The following is a 14,719-nucleotide window of genomic DNA, read 5'->3' as shown; positions in this document are numbered from 1 at the left end:
CGCGCCCACCGGGCAGCCTCGGACGGTTTCGCGTGTCGGCATCTGCGCAGGCACACTCACTCCCGGCTCCTGAACGCGGCCCCCACCAGGCGCTCGAACACCTTGATCATCGCGCCTTTGTCCTCGCCGCCGAAGCCTTCTGCAAGCGCCTGCTGGTAGGTCGCCGTGGCGGCCGCCAGCACCGGTGCCGGAAACCCGTTCTCGTTGGTGACGGCGGCCCCGGCGATCAGGTCCTTGTAGGCCGCCTGCATCGGATAGCCCTGGTCGAACACACCCTGAAGGATGTTGGGCAGAAAGAACTCGCTGGCATAACTGCGACCGGTGCCGGAATTGACGATCTCGGCCACCTGTCCGGGATCGAGCCCCAGCTTGGCGGAGATCGGCAGGATCTCGGCCAGCGCAGCCATGTTGATGTCGAACAGCAGCTGGTTGGTCAGCTTGGCCAGCTGCCCTGCCCCCACCGGCCCCACATGCAGGATGCGCGAGGCCATCGCCCCGAGCGGGTCGCGCAGCGGCGCAAGTTGTTCGGCCGCGCCGCCCACCATCATGGTCAGCGTGCCCTCCTCGGCCCGTGCCTGCATGCCGGACACCGGGGCATCGAGGAACGCAATGCCCCGCTCGGCCAGCCGCGCGCCGATGTCCAGCGCCGCAGCATGCGTCGTGGTCGACGTATCGATCACGACCCCGGGCCTTTCCGGGCTGTCAGCCAACCCGGGCTCGCCGAACAGGACATTCCGCACCGCGCGCCCGTCGGGCAGGCAGGTCACCAGCACCTCGCAACCCGACAGCTCCGCCGCTGTTTCGACCGTGTCCAGTCCAGCGAAGTCGCCGCTCCGGAGGTCGTACGCGCGCAGGTCGACACGCGCGGACAGCCGCCGCGCCATCGGCAGACCCATCTGGCCGAGGCCGACAAAGCCCCAGTTCATGCCTCGAACACCCGCGCCTTGTCGCGCTTGGCATCTCGCAACGCGAGCCAGACCGACAACACCAGGAAACAGACCGTCATTACGTAGAGCACGATCGAGATCCAGCTTTGCAGCAGGATGCTCCAGTCGCCGTCCGAGATCGACATGGCGCGACGCAGGTTGCGCTCCATGTCGCCGCCCAGCAACAGGCCCAGAACCAGCGGAACAAGGCTGACATCCATCTTGCGCAGGACATAGCCCAGCACCCCGAACGCGATCATGACCTCGAGATCGAAAACCGAGTTGGAGATCGAGAAAACCCCCACGAAGCTCACCGCCGCCACGATCGGCATCAGTGCCCAGGTCGGCACCGCCATCAACCGCGTGAACAGGCCGATCATCGGCAGGTTCAGGATCAGGAGAGTCACGTTCGCCATGTAGAGCGAAGCGACCAGCCCCCAGACCAGTTCGGGATCACGCGCGAAAAGCAGCGGCCCGGGCTGCACGTTGAGCGAAATCAGCATCGCCAGCATCACCGCCGTGGTGCCGGACCCCGGCACGCCGAGGCTCAGCATCGGGATCAGCGCCCCGCCCGAGGCGGCGTTGTTGCCGGCTTCCGGAGCCGCCACGCCGCGCGGGTCGCCCTTGCCGAACGTTCCATCCTTGTCGCAGGACTGCTTTTCGACCGTGTAGGCCATCACGGACCCCAGCGAGGCCCCTGCCCCCGGCAGAACCCCGGCGACGAAACCGATCAGCGAACCGCGCAGCATCGACCACTTGGTCGACAGGATCACCGACAGAGAGGGGATCCATGTGTCGACCCGGATCGCTGCCGCCCGGTCTTTCAGGTGCTTTTCCAGCAGCATCAGGATTTCCGAGATCGCGAACAGTCCGACCAAGGCCACGATCGGCTCGATCCCGTCATAGAGATGGAAACTGTCCGCCGTGTAACGCGGGATGCCCGAAATGGGGTCCAACCCGACGGTTGCGATCATCAGGCCGATCAGCCCTGAGAGCAGCGTCTTGCGCGGGTCGACCCCAGCCACGCCGCCGATGGTGGCGAAGGCGAGGATGTAGAGCGCGAAGTAGTCCGCCGGTCCGAAATGGATCGCCGCCCGCGCCAGCACCGGGGCGAACATCGACAGGCCGATCACCGCGATCGTCGCGCCCACGAACGAAGCCACCCCCGACAGCGCCAGCGCATCCGCCGCGCGGCCTTGCTGGGCCATGGGAAACCCGTCGAGCGTCGTCATAACCGCCGGTTCGTCGCCCGGAATGTTCAACAGGATCGAGCTGATCCGGCCTCCGTACATGGTGCCGAAATAGACCGCCGACAGCAGGATAAGCGAGGACGTCGCATCCAGTCCGAAGGCGAAGGTCAGCGGGATCAGGATCGCCACGCCGTTGACCGGGCCCAGCCCCGGCAGCGCGCCGATCAGCGTGCCGACGAAACAGCCGGTGAACAGCAGCAGCAGGTTGAGAGGCGTCAACGCGACCGAGAAGCCGGTCGCCAGCAGCGACAGCGTTTCCATTCATCGCCCCCCGAACACCGAGCCGAGGAAGGCCAGCGGCAGGCCCAGAACCTGGTCGAACAGCACCCACAGACCCAGCGACATCGCGGCGCCCAGCACCAGCGCCCGCATGGGGTTGCCGCCCAGAACGATGGCCAGCGCGGCAATCAGCCCGAAGGTCGCGAGCGGGAAGCCCAGCGGCTTGAGCGACCAGGCATAGCCAAGAAGGATCGCCAGCGCCGCGACCTGGCGCAGGATATGCGACCTATCCGGCCATTCGACCTGGCCGGAAGGGAAGACCACCAGGGAGGCCGACAACAGCATCGCCGGGACTCCCACGATCACCGGAAAGACCGATGGGCCAAGCACGTCGCCGAACGCAACGGAATACCCCTGCCCATAATACGTGTAGAGAGCCGCGATCAGAAAGATCGCGGCCCCCAGCAGTCTGACGCTGATCACTGGATCACGCCGATATCGCGCGAGATGTCGGCGGTCACCTGCTCCTGTTCGCGCACATAGGCTTCGAAATCGGCCCCACCGCGCCAGATCGGAACCAGGCCGAACTCGACCGCGGCGCTCTGCCAGTTCTCCGATGTGTAGAGTGTTTCGAGCTTGGCAACCCATTCCTCGTAATCCGCATCGCTCACCTCGCCGCCGGTGTAGAGCCCGCGCCAGTTGTAGCCGGTCATGTCGATGCCCTGCTCCTTCATGGTCGGCACGTCGGCATAGGCCGGCACACGCTCGTCCGACATGAAGCCGAGAACGCGGATGTCACCGGACTGCACGAACCCGCCGATTTCCGAGATATCGGTCGACACGATGTCGATCTGCCCGCCCAGCATCTGCGTCACCGCGTCGGTGCCGCCATCGAACTGTACCCAGCGAATCGCCGGCAGGTCGGTGACGCCGGCCTCACGCGCGACCATCAGAAGCCGGATGTGGTCCCACCCGCCGATCGCCGAGGAACCCGCCGTCGTCAGCGCACCGGGATCCTCCGCCATCGCCGCGGTCAGGTCGGCGAGCGACTGATACGGGCTATCGGCCTTGACGGCCACCACCCCCACGTCCGCGCCCAACATGCCGAGCCAGCGCATCGCGTCGACCGGCGCCGGATAGCGGCCCTGAGCGATCTGGGTGATACCGACGGTCGAGGTTGCAACGATCAGCTCCGGATCGTCCGGGCGCTCCGAGGCGACCATCGCATAGGTGACCGCACCGACTCCGCCGGGCATGTTGGTGACCTGAACGTTGCCATCGACGAGACCGAGTTCGGTCAGGATGCGGCCGATGGTGCGACAGGTGAAATCCCAGCCGCCACCGGGGTTTGACGGCGCGATACACTCGGTCGCTTGCGCCGGCGCGGCGAAGCTCATGAGCGTTGCCGTGGCCAAGGCCGCCGGCAGCGCGAGAATCCTGGATGCGTTCATTCTTTCCTCCCTTAGAAATACCGCAAGAGCCAACGTCCGACATGTAGCCGAAGATGTCGAGACCTGCGAAGTCTGTTTTCGCGCACTCCCCCTGATGCCAATCGGACACATGCCAATATGTTTCCCGACCTGCCCTACCTTGCGCGTCGATCAATTCAGGTTTCCGGATCACCACGGCAAGAGAAGCCGGAAGATCACAAGACGACGGCCGTTCACGCCTTTCCAGAGGCAAGCGGCGCGCAGCGATCCACGACGAAATCGACGAAACGGCGCAACTTCGGGTCAAGCAGCTTCTTGTGCGGGTACAAGCAGCCAAAGATCGAGGGGGCCGGTGGCGTATCGGGCAACACTTCGACCAGCGCGCCGGTTTCGAGATGCTCGGCGACGTCGAAGCGCGGCTTGTTGGCGATTCCGTGGCCGCGCAATGCCCATTCGGTCAGCACGTCCCCATCGTCGGCATCGAACTTGCCCGCCACGTCCAGCTTGCGCGTTCCGCTCTCGGTCTGCAGCACCCAGAAATACTCGGGCGAGCGCGGATAGCGCAGCAACAGGCACGAGCAGTCGGGCGACAGAAGGTCGTCGGGCGTCCGTGGCGTGCCGTGGCGTGCAAGATATTCCGGCGCCGCGCAGAGCACGCGGTCGCAATCCATGATCTTGCGCAGCTTCATGTTGCTGTCGCCCGGCGTGCCGATGAAAAAGGCGACGTCGAGTCCGTCCGCAAGCAGGTCCACCTTGCGGTCCGACAGGCGCATCTGGACCCGTGTCTCGGGGAAAGCCCGCACGAACTCGGGCACCAGCGGCGCGATGAGCCTCCGGCCGACGCCCAACGGCGCCGTGACACGAATCGTGCCGCGCGGCGTGTCCGAGAACGTGGCGACGCGGGTCTCGGCCGCCTCCATCGCCTCGAGCACCTTGCGCGCCTCGTCATAGAAGACCTTGCCGACCTCGGTCGGCGACAGCGACCGTGTCGTGCGGTTGAACAGGCGCACCCCCAGATGGGTTTCCAACTCCTTGATCCGTTTGCTGGCGACCGCGGGCGTGAGACGCAGATCGCGGCCCCCGGCGGTGATGCTGCCCAGTTCCACGACACGGGTGAACACCCGCAGGCTTTCGACATAGGACATGCGGCGCTCCCTCGCTGCTTTCCGCGCTATTCTGTGGCATCGCGGCGGATTTTTATCAACGCTCTGTTGAAAGTATTTGCCGATTGCAAATGTATCGGGAAGCATTCGTTGCAGGTAGTATCTCGTGTGACGGCAACGGATCAGGCCGCATCACAAAGGGAGTATCCGATGGATCATCGCAGCGACATCAGGTTCATTCTGAACGGTCGGGACGTCTCGGTCGCGGAGGTTGGCGCCCAGCAGACGCTGCTTGATTTCCTGCGGCTGGAGCGCCGCCTGACCGGCACCAAGGAAGGCTGCGCCGAAGGCGATTGCGGCGCCTGCACCGTCCTGGTCGGCCGGCTCGCCGACAGCGGGCTGGTCTATGAGCCGGTGAATGCCTGCATCCGCTTTCTGGCCACGGTCGACAGCTGCCATGTGGTCACCATCGAACATCTGGCGGGTCCGGACGGGCGGTTGCACCCGGTTCAGCAGGCAATGGTCGATCACCATGGCAGCCAGTGCGGTTTCTGCACCCCCGGCATCGTGATGTCGCTCTACGCGCTGTGGATGCAACAGCCCGATCCGACCGAGATGCAGGTCGAAACCGCGCTGCAGGGCAATCTCTGCCGCTGCACGGGTTATGCGCCGATCGTCCGCGCCGCCACCGCCGCCAGCCGACATGACAGCCCGGCCGCCGATCACATCACCCGCGAACGCGCCGAGATCGCCGCGCGGCTCGCCGCCCTCCGTGACGGCAGGCGCGTCGTGAGCGGCCCTGCCGAGGACCGCGCGATCCTGCCGACCGACGTGGACGATCTGGCCGAGGTTCTGCTCGAACATCCCGAAGCGACGATCGTCGCCGGGGCCACCGACGTGGGCCTCTGGGTCACCAAGTTCCTGCGCCCGATCGGGCCCGCGGTCTTCATCGGACACCTGACCGGCCTGCGCCGGATCGAGTGCCACGACGACGGGTTGATCCTCGGCGCCGCGGCCAGCTACAGCGACTGCCAGGACGCGCTGGCCGACATCTTCCCGCATCTTGCGCCCTATTGGGACCGCATCGCCGGCTGGCAGGTGCGCAACATGGGTACGGTCGGGGGCAACATCGCCAACGGCTCGCCCATCGGCGACACGCCGCCCGTGCTGATTGCGCTGGGGGCCGAGATCACCCTGCGCCGCGGCGACGCGCGGCGCAGCATAGCGCTCGAAGACTTCTTCATCGACTATGGCAAGCAGGACCGGGCCGCCGGCGAATTCGTCGAGACGATCCGCGTGCCGCGCCCGGCCGCCGGGCAGCGCGACGCCGCCTACAAGATCTCCAAGCGCCGCGACGAGGATATCTCCTCGGTCGCAGCCGGGATCAGCGTCACCGTCAGCGACGGGACCATCACCGGCGCCCGCATCGCGCTCGGCGGCATGGCGGCGACACCCAAACGCGCCACCGCGGCAGAGGCGGCCCTGACCGGCCAACCCTGGAGCGAAGGTGCCTTCGAGGCCGCCGCATCGGCCCTTGCGGGCGAGTTCACACCGCTCACCGATTGGCGCGCCTCGGCGGAGTACCGGATGCTGAGCGCGCAGAACCTGTTGCGCCGGTTCTTCCTCGAGCAGGACGACGCCACCTCCCGCCCGGTATCCCTGGCGACAGCGTGAAGGAGCGCAAGCGATGAAAGACAATGTATCCATACGGGGCAGCGTTCACACGGACCGCATCCATGACAGCGCCGCCAAGCACGTGACCGGGGCCGCCGACTATACCGACGACATCCCCCAGCCCGAAGGCACGCTACACGCCTATCTCGGCGTGTCGAACGTGGCCCACGCGACGCTTCATGGCATCGATCTGACCGCGGTGCGCGCCGCCCCCGGTGTGATCGGCGTGCTGACGGCAGACGACATTCCCGGTGTCAACGACATCAGCCCGACGGGCCTGAACGACGAACCGGTGTTTCCGACCGAGACGATCCAGTTCCACGGCCAGCCGCTTTTTGCCGTCATCGCCGAAACCCGCGATGCCGCCCGCCGCGCCGCCGAACTGGCAGAGGCCGATTGCACGCCCCTGCCCCACGCGCTCGACCCGGTTGCGGCGATGGAGGCAGACTATCCGCACGTCACCGCGCCGCTGAAACTGGAACGCGGCGATGTGGGCCCCGCTTTCGAGGACGCCACGAACCGCATCCAGGGCTGCATGACCATCGGCGGACAGGATCACATGTATCTTGAAGGCCATATCGCCTTTGCCATCCCCGGCGAGGATGACGAGATCGTGGTGCATTGCTCGACCCAACACCCCAGCGAAGCACAGCACATGGTCGCCCATGTGCTGGGTGTGCCGTCCAACGCGGTCGTGGTGAACGTGCGGCGCATGGGCGGCGGGTTCGGTGGCAAGGAAAGCCAGATGAACCTCTTCTGCGCCGTCGCCGCCATTGCCGCGAAGAAATGGAACCGTGCGGTCAAGATTCGCCCCGACCGTGACCAGGACATGACCGCCACCGGCAAGCGGCACGATTTCGTCGTCGACTACGACGTGGCCTTTGACGACGCAGGCCGGATCGAGGCGGTCGAGGGCTCCTTCGCCGCGCGCTGCGGGTTCTCCGCCGACCTGTCCGGCCCGGTCACCGACCGCGCGCTGTTTCACGCCGACAACGCCTATTTCTATCCCAACGTGCGACTCGTGTCCCGACCGATGAAGACCAACACCGTGTCCAACACAGCCTTTCGCGGCTTTGGCGGCCCGCAGGGTGTGATCGTCGCCGAACGCATGATCGAGGAGATCGCCTATGCCACCGGGCAAGACCCGCTGGATGTGCGCAAGGCCAACTTCTACGGCGGTGCGGGCCGGGATCTGACCCCCTATCACCAAGAGGTCGAGGACAATATCCTGGACCGTCTGGTGACCGAGTTGGAGCAATCCGCAGACTACCGCACGCGCCGCGCCGCGATCGTTGATCACAACCTCGGGTCGCGCATTCTGAAGAAAGGCATCGCGCTGACACCGGTCAAGTTCGGCATCTCCTTCACGGCCACGTGGTACAATCAGGCCGGCGCGCTGGTGCATGTCTACAATGACGGCTCGATCCATCTGAACCACGGCGGAACAGAGATGGGCCAGGGATTGAACACCAAGGTGGCCCAGGTCGTCGCCGAGGCCTTCCAGGTCGATTTCGAGCGGATCAAGATCACCAGGACCACGACCGAGAAAGTGCCCAACACCTCGGCCACGGCGGCCTCGTCAGGGTCTGACCTGAACGGCATGGCCGCGCTCGATGCGGTCGAACAGATCAAGGCGCGACTGGTCGCCTTCGCCGCCGAGAAATGGAGCGTCGCGCCCGAAGCCGTGGCGTTCAAGGCCAATCACGTCCATATCGGTGCCGAAACCCTGACCTTCGCCCAATTCATCAAGGCTGCCTACATGGCGCGGGTGCAGCTTTCGGCGGCGGGGTTCTACAAGACGCCCAAGATCCACTGGGACCGCGGCGCCGGCAAGGGCCGCCCCTTCTACTACTACGCCTATGGCGCGGCCTGTTCCGAAGTCACCATCGACACGCTGACCGGCGAATACAGAGTCGACCGCACCGACATCCTGCATGACGTGGGCCGGTCGCTGAACCCGGCGCTCGACAAGGGCCAGGTCGAGGGCGCGTTCATCCAGGGCATGGGCTGGCTGACCACCGAAGAACTGTGGTGGGACGACAAGGGCCAGTTGCGCACCCATGCGCCCAGCACCTACAAGATCCCGTTGGCGAGCGACCGCCCGCGCATCTTCAACGTCAACCTCGCCGACTGGTCCGAGAACCGCGAACTCACGATCAAGCGCTCAAAAGCGGTGGGCGAACCGCCCTTCATGCTGGGCATTTCCGTGTTCGAGGCGCTGTCGATGGCCGTCGCCTCGGTCGCCGACTACCGCATCTGCCCGCGCCTTGACGCGCCCGCCACGCCTGAACGGGTGCTGATGGCGGTCGAGCGGTTGAAGAAGGCCTGAGCGATGCACACGCTGTCCGCCTTCCTGTCCCGGCACGGCGCGGTGATCCGTGTAGCGCTGACGCGCGTGCGCGGGTCTTCCCCGCGCGAGGCCGGAACCGAGATGTTCGTGTCGCCCGATGCGCTCTGGGGCACCATCGGGGGTGGACAGCTCGAATACATGGCGATCGATCAGGCCCGGGCGATGCTGCGCGATGGGCGCGCGGGCGCCACGATGGACGTCCCGCTGGGCCCCGAGATCGGGCAATGCTGCGGCGGACGGGTCGAGATCGCCCTGACCCTGATGGACGAGGCCGACCAAGCGGCGGCGCGGGCGCGCGCAAAGACCGAAACCGACGCCCTGCCCCATGTCTACGTTCTGGGCGCGGGTCATGTCGGGCGCGCGCTGGCCGACCTGTTCCAGCACCTGCCGGTCAAGTGTGTTCTGATCGACACCCGCCTTGAGGAACTGTCCCTGGTCACCGCGGATGTCGAAACCCGGCTCAGCGCCGTTCCGGAAATGGACATCGCCGCCGCCCCGCCGGGCAGCGCCTTCATCGTGCTGACCCATGACCACGCGCTCGACTTCCTGCTGACCTCTGCCGCGCTGGCGCGCGGCGACGCCGCCTATGTCGGCATGATCGGCTCCGCCACCAAGCGGGCGAAATTCCGGAACTGGGCGCACGATCACGCGGGCGGCCAGACCATTGATCAACTGAATTGTCCCATCGGGGCAAGCGGTAGCCGCGACAAGCGGCCCGGCGTCATCGCGGCCTTCGTGGTCGCCGAGGTGATGGCCGACCTGACCTCTGAACCTGCCGCAACCATCCCGCGAGGGACACAGCAAACGCCCTGAACGGGCGAACGACCGGGCGATGCGCCCCGATCCGCCATCCCGGCGGCCAGCGGCGCACGCCCCAATGGAGGAGGAGTCCGTCATGGACGGAGGGACATACAACTACAAGCTTTTTGCGCGCAGCGATTTCAGCGCGTTCTGGGCGCTTTTCACCGACAACCTGATCAACCTGATCGTGCTGGCCGGGGTGTGCCAGTTCGTCTTCAACATGCCGGCCGAAATCGTCTTTGGCCGCATCCTGCCCGGCGCCGCCGTCGCCATCATGGCGGGCGTCGCGGTCTATACCTGGCTGGCCAAGCGCGCTGCCGCGCAGCACGGACGCGACGTGACGGCCTTGCCCTACGGCATCTCGACCCCGGTGATGTTCGTCTATCTCTTCGGCGTGATCGGCCCGATCTACTGGTCGACAAACGACGCCATGCTGGCCTGGCAGGTCGGCATCGGCGCGGGCTTCATGGGCGGCATCGTCGCTGGGCTGGGCGCCATCGTCGGACCCTGGCTCAAACGGGTGACGCCGCGCGCAGGCATGCTCGGCACGCTGTGCGGTATCGCGCTGGTCTTCATCGGCACCGTGCCGCTGGCCACTGTGTTCGAGAATCCGTTTGTTGGTTTTGCCTCTATGATCATCATCCTCTGGGGGCTGGTCGGGCGCTTCCGACTACCCTTCAACATTCCCGCCGGCCTGCTGGCGCTGATCGTCGGCACCGTCGTCGCATTCGCCATCGGCGAGGCCAAGATCAGCTTTGAGGGAGTCGGCTTCTATCCGCCCTTGCCCTATGTCGGCGACCTGATCGCGGGCATTCAGCACCTGTTCGCCAATCCCGAGTTGTTCCTCGTGCTGGTGCCGGTGCAGATCTACAATTTCATCGAAACCATGAACAACGTCGAAAGCGCCGAGGCCGCGGGCGACCATTATCCGGTCGCCACCTGCCAGATCACCGACGGGCTTGGCACCATGATCGGCGCGGTTTTCGGCTCGCCGTTTCCGACCACCGCCTATATCGGCCATCCGGCCTACAAGCGCATGGGCGCGCATGCCGGATACATCATCGGCGTTGGCCTCGTGATCCCGTTCGCCGCGTTCTTCGGCTTCCTCGCCTTCCTGAACAACCTGATCCCGGTCGCGGCCGCGGCCCCGGTACTGGTCTTTGTGGCCCTCAGCCTGATCACCAACACCGCCCATTCGGTCAAGACCGACCACATGGCCGCCGTGACCATCGCGATGATGCCGCACGTGTCGGCCTTCCTGATCATCAAATGGGGCTCTCTCATAGGTGCCCTGGCTGCGGTCGGGGCCGAGGGCATGGCACAGTTGGGAGATCCCGAGTTGACCGCCGCACTGCTCCAGCAGGGCGCGCATTACGAGGGCCACCTGGCGCTGAGCCAGGGCGCGATCCTCACCGGGCTGATCTGGGGCGCGATCGTGGCCAGCGTGATCGACGGCAATTTCCGCAACGCGGGCGGTTTTGCGCTGGCTGCCTTCGCAATGTCGCTGGTCGGGATCATCCATTCCGCCAGCCTGCAGTGGCCCGCCTTCAGCGGCGTCAGCATGGGCTACCTGATCGCCGCGGCCTTCCTTTACATCTATCCGATGTTCCACGAGGAGGGCACATTGGTGAACGAAAACCTGCCCAGCGACGATCCCCGCATCGCCCCCGGCGAATGACACCCACCACCGAGCCGGGGCGCGCGACTTGCGCCCCGGCCCCCCGACCAACGGACCGGACAGAGACATGATTTCGCCAAAAACCCTTCTGCGCGGCCGCACACTCAGCTTCTCGGCCGAGCCGACAGGCCCCGAGGACAGTGCCGCCTATGACTACCGCGAGGACGGCGCGCTGCTGATCGAAAACGGCCTCATCACGGCCGCCGGGGAGTTCGACACCCTGCGCGCCGACGCGCCCGACGCGAAGGTGGTCGACCATCGCCCGCATCTGCTGATGGCGGGATTCATCGACACCCATATCCATTTCCCCCAGACCCAGGTCATCGCGTCCTGGGGTGCGCAGCTGCTGGACTGGCTCAACACCTACACTTTCCCCGAGGAGAGCCGCTATGCCGACCCGGCCCTGGCCGAAGCGATGGCCACGCGGTTCCTCGACCAGCTGACCGCCCATGGCACCACGACCGCCGTGGCCTATTGCTCGGTTCATGCGGCCTCGGCCGAGGCCTATTTCGCCGAGGCCGCGCGGCGCAACATGCGGATGATCGGCGGCAAGGTGATGATGGACCGGAACGCACCCGAGGCGCTGCGCGACACACCGCAGAGCAGCTATGACGACACCAAGGCGCTGATCGCCCGCTGGCATGGCAAAAGCCGCGCGCACTATGCGATCACGCCGCGCTTTGCCATCACATCGACGCCCGCACAGATGGAGATGGCGCAGGCGCTGGTCGCGGAAAATCCCGACTGCTACGTGCAGACGCACCTGTCGGAAAACGACGCCGAAATCGCGCTGACGGCCGAGCTCTATCCAGATGCGCGCGATTACCTCGACGTTTATGAGACCTACGGCCTGCTGCACGACAAGGCGCTGCTTGGCCATTCGATCCACCTGTCCCCGCGCGAGATCGACCGGCTCGCCGAAACCGATGCGCGGCCGGTCTTCTGCCCGACGTCGAACCTGTTCCTGGGCAGCGGACTGTTCGACGACGCAGGACTGCGTGCGCGCGGGCTCACCAACGCGATCGCCACCGATGTCGGCGGTGGCACCAGCTACTCGATGTTGCAGACCCTGGCCGAGGGCTACAAGATCCTGCAGCTGCAGGGCCAGAAGCTGCATCCCCTGCGCGCCTTCCACTGGATCACGCGGGGCAATGCCGTCGCGCTGGGACTGCAGGACCGAATCGGCACCCTCGCGCCCGGCAGCGAGGCCGATATCGTGGTGCTGAACGCACGCGCGACCGAGGCGATGGCGCTCAGGATGGAGCGGGCGCAGACCCTGTCCGAAGAGCTCTTCGTGCTGCAGATGATGGGCGACGACCGCGCCATCGACAGCGTCTATGTCGCGGGCGTCGACACCCGCGATCAGGCCAGCGCGACCGAGATCGCCATCAGCGCATAGGCTGCGGAAAAGAAGAACAGGCCGGGGCGGCGTGCGCGCAGGTACACCGACAGCAACAGCATCGGCAGCGCCGCCAACAGCCCCGCGACGCCGACGAGCCCGACCAGTTCGTTATACGGCGTTCCCGGCCCCCACGGCGCGCCGGTCAAGACGGCGCCCTGTACCAGCACCCCGGCCAGAATGCCCGACAGCGCCCCGGTCGCCAGCGACACGAGGTTGCGCCGGGCCCCCGGACGGCGGCGGCGCTGCAGGCGCGCGGCGCGCTCGGGCGGCGGTGCGAAGCGTTTCGGCGTGAACTGGGGCTGCGCCGGGCGGCGTTGTTCTATACGGGCAATGCGGTCCTGGAATGTGGTCGCGGTCATCTCTCGGCTCCGGATCAAGGCGTCCAGCTCCGAGACTGTCCACCAATCGGGGCGGAAATCGGGCGGTTTCTTGAAACCCTCGGATCAGCTGCCCCAGATGACCCGGACATAGTTGCGGGTTTCGCGGTAGGGCGGCACGCCACCGTGCTTCTTCACCGCTTCGGGACCCGCGTTATACGCCGCCAGCGCCAACCGCCAGGAACCGAACTCGCGGAACTGGCGCGCCAGATAGCGCGCGCCTCCCTCGAGATTCTCGAACGGATCGGACGGGTTGACCCCGAGCGCCCGCGCGGTGCCGGGCATCAGCTGCGCCAGCCCGATCGCCCCCTTGTGCGACCGCGCGTTCGGGTTCCAGCCGCTTTCCTGCTGCACCAGCCGCGCGAACAGGTCCTCGGGCACGTTGTGCCGTCGCGCGGCCTCGCGCGCCATTTCAAGGTATTCGCCCTTGTATTTGCCGAAATAGCCCCGGATCATCCCGCCCGAGGGCGCGTGGATGGTCGGCGGCTTGAGCCGGGTCGAGCCCGCGTATTGCTTGGACAAGCGCCCGTCGAGCACCTTGGTCTGCGACTTGAACAGGTTTCGCTGGCTCTTGGTCGAGAACATGTCCGCCGAAACCGGCATCGCCAATCCCACGCTCGCAATCGCGATCCCAAACGCCAGTCTGCGCATCAGATGTCTGCCCTGTCCTCAGTGCCTCGCGCGACAATATACCCGGATTCCCTCAAATGGCCAGACTTCCGCGACTCCGGCGGCCTTAACCATGTTTCAACCCGCGCGCGGGACGTATAGTCTCAGCCGAACCGGGTCGGACGGATTCGGACAGGACAGGAACCACACGAGGAGCGCGAGACCGCCATGGCCGGGTCAGTCAACAAAGTCATTCTCATCGGCAACCTGGGGCGCGACCCCGAGGTGCGCACCTTCCAGAACGGCGGCAAGGTCTGCAACCTGCGCATCGCCACCAGCGAGACCTGGAAGGACCGCAACACCGGCGAGCGCAAGGAACGCACCGAGTGGCACTCCGTGGCGATCTTCTCGGAACCGCTCGCGCGGGTGGCCGAGCAATACCTGAAGAAAGGCTCGAAGGTTTACATCGAGGGCCAGTTGGAAACTCGCAAATGGCAGGATCAGTCGGGCCAGGACCGCTACAGCACCGAGGTCGTTCTGCGGCCCTACCGCTCGGAACTGACCATGCTGGACGGGCGCGGTGACGGCGGCGGCAGCGGCGGTGGCTTTGGCGGCGACCAGGGCGGCGGTTATGGCGGTGGCTATGACAGCGGCCCGCAGGACGACCGCTATGGTGGCGGCGGCTCCGGTGGCGGCGGGCGCAGCGCCCCCTCATCCCGCGACCTGGACGACGAGATCCCGTTCTGAACGCCGGAATACCGCGCCGCGCGCTTCGGCGCTGCGCCGCGGTATTAACCTTTTGAAAACAACTCGTTGGAGCGGAATGTTTCGCGCGCGAAACAAATCCCTGCAACCCGTTGAATTCGCGGGGTCGGCAACAGCCGCTTGACCCGATGTCGA

At 66.0% G+C, this 14,719-nt stretch carries 13 protein-coding genes; 6 read left to right on the top strand and 7 right to left on the bottom strand.

All coding sequences use genetic code 11. The features are described 5' to 3' along the window. Nucleotides 1–56 precede the first annotated feature (56 nt). From JF290_RS02360 to JF290_RS02340, 5 genes are all read right to left on the bottom strand, one after another. Nucleotides 57–926: an NAD(P)-dependent oxidoreductase gene (locus JF290_RS02360; protein WP_199023118.1), complete on the bottom strand. Its 870-nt coding sequence runs from the start codon at nt 924–926 to the stop codon at nt 57–59. Then, a complete protein-coding gene (locus tag JF290_RS02355) occupies nt 923–2,437 on the bottom strand; it encodes a tripartite tricarboxylate transporter permease (RefSeq protein WP_199023117.1) in 1,515 nt (504 codons plus the stop codon). Before JF290_RS02355 ends, JF290_RS02360 begins: the two co-directional genes overlap by 4 nt. After that, nucleotides 2,438–2,878, bottom strand: a complete 441-nt coding sequence (locus tag JF290_RS02350) for a tripartite tricarboxylate transporter TctB family protein (RefSeq protein WP_227362850.1) — start codon at nt 2,876–2,878, stop codon at nt 2,438–2,440. Next, nucleotides 2,875–3,846: a Bug family tripartite tricarboxylate transporter substrate binding protein gene (locus tag JF290_RS02345; protein WP_199023116.1), complete on the bottom strand. Its 972-nt coding sequence runs from the start codon at nt 3,844–3,846 to the stop codon at nt 2,875–2,877. Before JF290_RS02345 ends, JF290_RS02350 begins: the two co-directional genes overlap by 4 nt. 212 nt (nt 3,847–4,058) lie before the next feature. Next, nucleotides 4,059–4,970: a LysR family transcriptional regulator gene (locus tag JF290_RS02340; protein ID WP_199023115.1), complete on the bottom strand. Its 912-nt coding sequence runs from the start codon at nt 4,968–4,970 to the stop codon at nt 4,059–4,061. A gap of 168 nt (nt 4,971–5,138) precedes the next feature. Here JF290_RS02340 and xdhA point away from each other — a divergent pair, with 168 nt between their 5' ends. The 5 genes from xdhA to guaD all read left to right on the top strand — a co-directional run bounded on the left by xdhA (nt 5,139) and on the right by guaD (nt 12,830). Further along, on the top strand, nt 5,139–6,602 hold the full coding sequence (gene xdhA / locus JF290_RS02335) for a xanthine dehydrogenase small subunit (protein ID WP_199023114.1): 1,464 nt from the start codon (nt 5,139–5,141) through the stop codon (nt 6,600–6,602). 13 nt (nt 6,603–6,615) lie between these two features. Beyond that, on the top strand, nt 6,616–8,931 hold the full coding sequence (gene xdhB, locus JF290_RS02330) for a xanthine dehydrogenase molybdopterin binding subunit (RefSeq protein WP_199023113.1): 2,316 nt from the start codon (nt 6,616–6,618) through the stop codon (nt 8,929–8,931). A gap of 3 nt (nt 8,932–8,934) precedes the next feature. Beyond that, nucleotides 8,935–9,765, top strand: a complete 831-nt coding sequence (gene xdhC, locus JF290_RS02325; RefSeq protein ID WP_199023112.1) for a xanthine dehydrogenase accessory protein XdhC — start codon at nt 8,935–8,937, stop codon at nt 9,763–9,765. A gap of 82 nt (nt 9,766–9,847) precedes the next feature. Further along, on the top strand, nt 9,848–11,431 hold the full coding sequence (locus JF290_RS02320) for a xanthine/uracil/vitamin C permease (protein WP_199023111.1): 1,584 nt from the start codon (nt 9,848–9,850) through the stop codon (nt 11,429–11,431). Nucleotides 11,432–11,498: 67 nt separating this feature from the next. Beyond that, a complete protein-coding gene (gene guaD / locus JF290_RS02315; RefSeq protein ID WP_199023110.1) occupies nt 11,499–12,830 on the top strand; it encodes a guanine deaminase in 1,332 nt (443 codons plus the stop codon). Here the strand turns inward: guaD and JF290_RS02310 are convergent. Together JF290_RS02310 and JF290_RS02305 are read right to left on the bottom strand one after the other, a co-directional pair. Next, the gene (locus JF290_RS02310) at nt 12,794–13,192 is read right to left on the bottom strand and encodes a hypothetical protein (RefSeq protein WP_199023109.1); all 399 of its coding nucleotides are present in this window, start codon (nt 13,190–13,192) and stop codon (nt 12,794–12,796) included. The two genes, guaD and JF290_RS02310, sit on opposite strands and share 37 nt — an antisense overlap. Nucleotides 13,193–13,276: 84 nt before the next feature. Beyond that, nucleotides 13,277–13,861, bottom strand: coding sequence for a lytic transglycosylase domain-containing protein (locus JF290_RS02305; protein ID WP_199023108.1), 585 nt, complete (start codon nt 13,859–13,861; stop codon nt 13,277–13,279). Nucleotides 13,862–14,047: 186 nt separating this feature from the next. Between JF290_RS02305 and ssb the strand changes: the two genes are divergently transcribed. Continuing rightward, entirely contained in the window at nt 14,048–14,566 is a 519-nt protein-coding gene (ssb, locus tag JF290_RS02300) for a single-stranded DNA-binding protein (protein ID WP_199023107.1), read from the top strand. Nucleotides 14,567–14,719: the final 153 nt, after the last annotated feature.

The organism is Sedimentitalea arenosa (assembly GCF_016428585.1).
GTDB classification, from domain to species: Bacteria; Pseudomonadota; Alphaproteobacteria; order Rhodobacterales; family Rhodobacteraceae; genus Sedimentitalea; species Sedimentitalea arenosa.
This window is presented reverse-complemented; position numbering and strand designations above follow the sequence as displayed.

Bases quoted from the DNA above. Each gene is read 5' to 3' on its own strand.
- JF290_RS02320 (WP_199023111.1), top strand. From the start codon at position 9,848: ATGGACGGAGGGACATACAACTACAAGCTTTTTGCGCGCAGCGATTTC.
- ssb (WP_199023107.1), top strand. From the start codon at position 14,048: ATGGCCGGGTCAGTCAACAAAGTCATTCTCATCGGCAACCTGGGGCGC.
- JF290_RS02310 (WP_199023109.1), bottom strand. From the start codon at position 13,192: ATGACCGCGACCACATTCCAGGACCGCATTGCCCGTATAGAACAACGC.
- JF290_RS02345 (WP_199023116.1), bottom strand. From the start codon at position 3,846: ATGAACGCATCCAGGATTCTCGCGCTGCCGGCGGCCTTGGCCACGGCA.
- JF290_RS02355 (WP_199023117.1), bottom strand. From the start codon at position 2,437: ATGGAAACGCTGTCGCTGCTGGCGACCGGCTTCTCGGTCGCGTTGACG.
- xdhC (WP_199023112.1), top strand. From the start codon at position 8,935: ATGCACACGCTGTCCGCCTTCCTGTCCCGGCACGGCGCGGTGATCCGT.
- xdhB (WP_199023113.1), top strand. From the start codon at position 6,616: ATGAAAGACAATGTATCCATACGGGGCAGCGTTCACACGGACCGCATC.
- JF290_RS02340 (WP_199023115.1), bottom strand. From the start codon at position 4,970: ATGTCCTATGTCGAAAGCCTGCGGGTGTTCACCCGTGTCGTGGAACTG.
- JF290_RS02305 (WP_199023108.1), bottom strand. From the start codon at position 13,861: ATGCGCAGACTGGCGTTTGGGATCGCGATTGCGAGCGTGGGATTGGCG.
- guaD (WP_199023110.1), top strand. From the start codon at position 11,499: ATGATTTCGCCAAAAACCCTTCTGCGCGGCCGCACACTCAGCTTCTCG.
- xdhA (WP_199023114.1), top strand. From the start codon at position 5,139: ATGGATCATCGCAGCGACATCAGGTTCATTCTGAACGGTCGGGACGTC.
- JF290_RS02360 (WP_199023118.1), bottom strand. From the start codon at position 926: ATGAACTGGGGCTTTGTCGGCCTCGGCCAGATGGGTCTGCCGATGGCG.